The 5306-nt window shown below is 45.5% G+C and carries 5 protein-coding genes; 4 read left to right on the forward strand and 1 reads right to left on the reverse strand.

Going from position 1 to position 5306, the window contains the following annotated elements; all coding sequences use genetic code 11:
- From GY843_RS10155 to GY843_RS10165, 3 genes are all read left to right on the forward strand, one after another.
- The coding region (locus GY843_RS10155; RefSeq protein WP_297309168.1) for an efflux RND transporter permease subunit at positions 1-2066 on the forward strand (2066 nt) is incomplete at its 5' end.
- Positions 2067-2123: 57 nt separating this feature from the next.
- Positions 2124-2792, forward strand: a complete 669-nt coding sequence (locus tag GY843_RS10160) for a response regulator transcription factor (RefSeq protein WP_297309170.1) — start codon at positions 2124-2126, stop codon at positions 2790-2792.
- Complete coding sequence (locus GY843_RS10165) at positions 2789-4093, forward strand: ATP-binding protein (RefSeq protein WP_297309172.1); 1305 nt, start codon at positions 2789-2791, stop codon at positions 4091-4093. Before GY843_RS10160 ends, GY843_RS10165 begins: the two co-directional genes overlap by 4 nt.
- 96 nt (positions 4094-4189) lie before the next feature.
- On the opposite strand, the gene GY843_RS10170 is transcribed toward GY843_RS10165, so the two are convergent.
- Complete coding sequence (locus tag GY843_RS10170) at positions 4190-4804, reverse strand: cation transporter (protein WP_297309174.1); 615 nt, start codon at positions 4802-4804, stop codon at positions 4190-4192.
- 82 nt (positions 4805-4886) lie between these two features.
- Here GY843_RS10170 and GY843_RS10175 point away from each other — a divergent pair.
- The coding region (locus tag GY843_RS10175) for a helix-turn-helix domain-containing protein (RefSeq protein ID WP_297309176.1) at positions 4887-5306 on the forward strand (420 nt) is incomplete at its 3' end.

The following is a 5306-nucleotide window of genomic DNA, read 5'->3' on the forward strand; positions in this document are numbered from 1 at the left end:
TGCGCGCAACCTCGTTGGTACTTCTCTCCATTCCACTGTCGGTTGGTTTAGCGCTTGCGTTTATGTCATTTAATGGGATGTCCGCTAATTTGATGTCTTTAGGCGGACTTGCTATTGCCATCGGTATGATGGTTGATGGTGCCGTGGTAATGATGGAAAACATCTTTAAACACTTAAGCCACCCAGACCAACGCCACGAAGGCCATACAGCTCCAGGTACTGAAGACCCATTCGCAGCAAGTAAAGACGACCACGGTATTTCGATACGGATTATCATGGCGGCGAAAGAGGTTGCTCGTCCAATCTTCTTTGCAGTGATGATTATTATTGTCGTGTTTGCACCTCTGTTCAGTTTACAAGGGGTGGAAGGCAAGTTGTTCCAGCCCATGGCAATCACAATTATTATCGCTATGCTAGCCGCACTACTAGTGGCATTGATCGTTGTGCCAGCCCTAGCCAGTCTACTGTTCCGTAAAGGAATTCGTGAGAAAGAGAGTCCGCTGCTGAAACCAATCGACCGAGCCTACCGCAAACTCCTCAGCAGCGTGCTTAAGCAACGTAAATGGTTGCTATCTGCTGCCGGTTTGGCCGTGGTCGGCACCCTGTTATTACTGCCACGCTTAGGTACTGAGTTTGTACCAGAGTTGGAAGAAGGCACCATCAACTTACGTGTTACTTTAGCGCCTTCAGCTAACCTGCAAACAGCTATCTCAGTAGCACCTAAGTTAGAGCAGGAGATTTTGGCATTCCCCGAAGTGACTTATGCCTTGAGCCGGATTGGCCGAGCAGAAGTAGGCGGAGACCCAGAGCCAGTGTCTAATATCGAGATTTATATTGGTCTCAAACCTGTTAATAAATGGACTAGCGCCAGCAATCGCCGTGAATTACAGGAATTAATGCAAGAACGCCTAGAAGTGCATCCCGGCTTGTTATTCACTTTCTCACAACCTATAGCAACCCGTGTAGATGAATTGCTCTCCGGTGTTAAAGCTCAGTTGGCGATTAAACTGTTTGGCAGCGAGCTGGATACCCTTGCGGATAAAGCCCGCGAGATCGAACGGGTGGTGCAACAGATCCCCGGCACCACTGATGTAGCAATGGAGCAAGTAGAAGGTGAAGCGCAGTTAGTGATTCGCCCTAACCGTGAACAACTGTTTCGTTATGGTTTAGCTGTAGCTGATGTGATTCAACTTGTGGAAACAGGTATCGGCGGCCAAAGCGCGGGTCAAGTCATCAACGGTAACGAACGTTATGATATCTATGTTCGTCTGAAGAAAGATCAACGTAAATCTGCTGCTAATTTAAGACAGTTGCGCCTACAAGCCAGCAATGGCGCTATCGTTCGCTTGGGTGATATCGCGACAGTGGCTATTGAAGAAGGTCCGCCGCAAATCCGTCGGGATGATGTTCAACGCCGCGTGGTGATTCAAGCTAATGTACAGGACCGTGATATGGGCAGCGTGGTAGCCGATATCTATGCGGCGATTGAACAAGACGTCGATCTACCAGCAGGCTATACCGTAGATATTGGTGGCCAATTCGAAAACCAGCAGCGTGCTCAGGCACGTTTGATGATAGTTGTGCCGTTATCCATTGTTTTGATAGGTTTGCTGCTGTATTTCTCGTTTGGCTCCATAGGTCAGGCCGCTTTGGTATTACTCAATCTGCCATTGGCCCTGATTGGTGGTGTCGCTGCGTTGTATATTTCCGGTCAGTATCTGTCCGTACCGAGTTCGGTTGGATTTATAACACTATTTGGTGTGGCTGTACTTAACGGTGTAGTCATGGTGGAAAGTATCAATCTAAGAATACAGGATGGCCAGCGTATGGCTGAAGCGGTGTATGAAGGTGCTTGTTCGCGCTTACGCCCGGTATTAATGACGGCACTGACATCTGCTTTAGGCCTTATTCCTATTCTTATATCGACTGATATAGGTTCGGAAATCCAAAAGCCTTTAGCTACCGTCGTAGTCGGTGGATTAATTTCATCAACCTTGCTCACTATGCTGGTGATACCATCACTCTATGACGTATTCTCAAAATATAAGTACCAAACTGAGAAGTAAAACTCAGGTGGAGGCTGCAACTCTGTTGCAGTCTCCAATGGGTAGTAGGAGATCAACATGCGCCTTTTGCTGATTGAAGACGATCTTAATTTAGCGCACCAACTGCAACATAACTTAGAAGCTTCTGGCTATATAGTTGATGTCAGCGGTACGCTGAGTGACGCGCGCTATATGACAAATGAAATCAGCTACGACATTATCATTATGGACTTAGGATTGCCTGATGGTAGTGGCTTATCTCTTCTTACCGAATGGAGGCAGGGTCATGAGCATACGCCAGTATTAGTGCTAACTGCTCGGGATAATTGGGAAGAGAAAGTTATAACTTTTCAAGCGGGAGCTGATGATTATGTCTGTAAGCCTTTCCGTCAGGAAGAACTATTGGTGCGCTTAGAAGCTCTACTTCGTCGCAGTAAACCACACCAATGCCCGAACCTTTCAGCCGGTGGTATTAGCTTAGATGAAAGTACCCAAGATGCAATCATTCTAGAAAGCGGCGAGCGTATATCTCTGACTTTCACGGAGTATCGGTTGTTACAACACTTTTTACGCAACCCGGGGCGGCTCTATAGCAAACAGAAATTACTCGACACTCTCTATCAATTTGATGCCGAACGGGAAAGTAATATCGTCGAAAGTTATATCCGTCGTTTGCGTACTAAATTGGGTAAACAGGTAATAGAAAACCGAAGATTTCAGGGTTATCGCTACAAAGGCTTATTATGATTTCGATTGAGAAGGTTCTGCTTAAGCGCTTTATCCTTATTGCATTAGCCTTGATTGCGGCGTTGGCCTTTTTCCATTCATGGTGGGCAGACAGCCTTTACCTTAAAATGCAAAAACGGCAACTGCAACATGAAGGATCAGCACTCGCTCAACACCTTCGTCAAACCACTCCAGAACAACGTACCTCGCTAACACTTAACCTGCCGAAACACAGTAGCCATATTTACGCTATCCGCAGCCAAACCAGTAGCTGGAGTTCTGCTCCAACACTCCTTAGTGAGTACCCGCTAGAGGATTGGTTTAATACTCCGGGTATCCACGAATTTCAGGATAATAACGATCGTAGTTTCTTAATCCTAAGCCGAACATTTACTGATTCGATGCAGTTTATAGTTATTCAGGAAACTACTGCGGCGCTGGCTGAACTCGATAAAAACTATAGCTATATGCTATTGGCCATTATTCTTGCCTTAGCAATTGTTCTATTGCTCCAGCAAAAAGTTATCCGCGAAACCTTCTCCAAATTAGACCCAATAAGAAGTCAGATCGACGCTCTGCAACGGGGGGAGAAACCCACTCTTCCCAATAGCGATATCAGTGAAATATCCCCTTTAGTCAGTGCTATCAACCAACTACTAGGCTATCTGCATAGCCGAAACGAGCGTAGTAAAAACGCGGTGGGTAATATATCTCATGCGATGAAAAACCCGATTGCAGTAATCACACAAATAGCAGAAACCAAGGATAACGGCCTTACTCCTAAAATTCGAGAGCAACTGATCGAACAGGCTGAACAACTCAATCTGATAATCTCAAGTGAATTAAAGCGAGCCCGAATATCTGGTAGAGGACATCAGTCCGAGAATTTTTCTATTGTTACCGCAGTTGAAAATCTAGCGGCGACACTTAAATTAATCTACCCCGATAAACTGCTGACATTTGATATTAACATCAACCCGCAGTCTCATTTTCCCGGTGACCAGGCCGACTTTAATGAGTTAATGGGAAACCTTATGGACAATGCAGCAAAATGGTGTGACGGGGTGATCAGTGTGGATATAAACGGTGAGTTAGACCAGTTTGAGGTAATCGTGAATGATGACGGCCCCGGATGCTCAAAAACCCAAATTGAACGCTTAACAAAGCGTGGTATACGGTTGGACGAACAGGCTAAAGGGCATGGCCTTGGGCTCAATATAGTCCAAACTATTGTTCAACAATATCAAGGGGATATTTTATTTACTAACAGAGACGCCAAGGGATTCTCTGTTAGAGTCCAATTACCTTTGAGCTTAATCTAATGGCTCTGTGGTTATAAAAGACGTCAGCCCAGAGATTAATGAGCTTCTGGTCTTATAAAGATTAATATTACAGGTGGATACTTGTGAAGTATCCGCCTATTCCTGACGAAGTTCAGCAATGGATTGACGCAAGATCAACCATGCTGAATGTAAAAAGAGTAGCGCCATCGCAACAGCGACAATCAAATCAGGCCAAGGGCTCTGAGTGGCAAAAACCGCAACTGCTGCCAGTAATGCAGCCAAATTACCAATAGCATCGTTTCTGCTACAGAGCCAGACTGAACGTACATTGCTGTCTCCATCTCGATACTTCAATAACAACAGTGCACTGATGAGATTAGCGGTGAACGCCATCATAGCTACAGACCCCATGATCATTTCATTTGGAATCTCTAAGACAAGAGTACGGTAGAAAGTAGATCCCAATACCCATAGCCCCATGAGCGCGAGGGTGATGCCTTTAAATAGCGCGGCCGAGGCTCTCCAGCGCAGAGAGTGTCCTATCGCTAACAGGGTAATGCTGTAGGTCAAACTGTCCCCTAGAAAATCAAGAGCATCAGCTCTGAGCGCCATTGATTGAGATGCGATGCTAGCTCCAGTTTCAACCACAAACATAAGCACATTGATCGCGATTACGATCCATAAGGTTCGTTTGTACTCGGCGGAAACACCATCAAATTGGACATTGCTATTACAACCACAACCAGCCATACCAACCCCTTAATCTGAATTCATCTTCTTTCTGGTATAAGCTTAATACCTAAAGTAACTTTAGGTTCAAGGGTTAATTTGCGTGAGTAAAAAATATTCAATCGGAGAGGTCGCTGTAGCCGGTAATTGTCAGGTACAGACCATTCGGTACTACGAACAGATAGGTCTCATACCTGAACCAGAGAGGACTGCTGGAAATCAGCGTATCTATCGAAAGGCTCATTGCGACAGACTTGCTTTTATCCGCCATAGCCGGGAGCTTGGCTTTTCACTGGAGCAGATTCGAGAGATACTGACACTGAATGACAGCCCAAACCATTCCTGTGGTGATGTAGATGCTATCGCCCGAAGTCATTTGGCTGATGTTGAATCAAAGATTAAACGATTACAGGGAATGAAAAAGGAGTTGAAACGCATGATAGAGCAATGTGCTGGGGGGACAGTGGCTGATTGCCGAATCATTGAAGTGCTTTCGAACCATAATCTATGTCTTCAGGCGAAA

It is taken from the genome of Neptuniibacter sp. (assembly GCF_024231755.1).
In the GTDB taxonomy this organism is placed as follows: domain Bacteria; phylum Pseudomonadota; class Gammaproteobacteria; order Pseudomonadales; family Balneatricaceae; genus Neptuniibacter.

Excerpts from the sequence above, each read along its gene's own strand:
- GY843_RS10160 (WP_297309170.1), top strand. The coding sequence starts at position 2,124 with ATGCGCCTTTTGCTGATTGAAGACGATCTTAATTTAGCGCACCAACTG.
- GY843_RS10165 (WP_297309172.1), top strand. The coding sequence starts at position 2,789 with ATGATTTCGATTGAGAAGGTTCTGCTTAAGCGCTTTATCCTTATTGCA.
- GY843_RS10170 (WP_297309174.1), bottom strand. The coding sequence starts at position 4,804 with ATGGCTGGTTGTGGTTGTAATAGCAATGTCCAATTTGATGGTGTTTCC.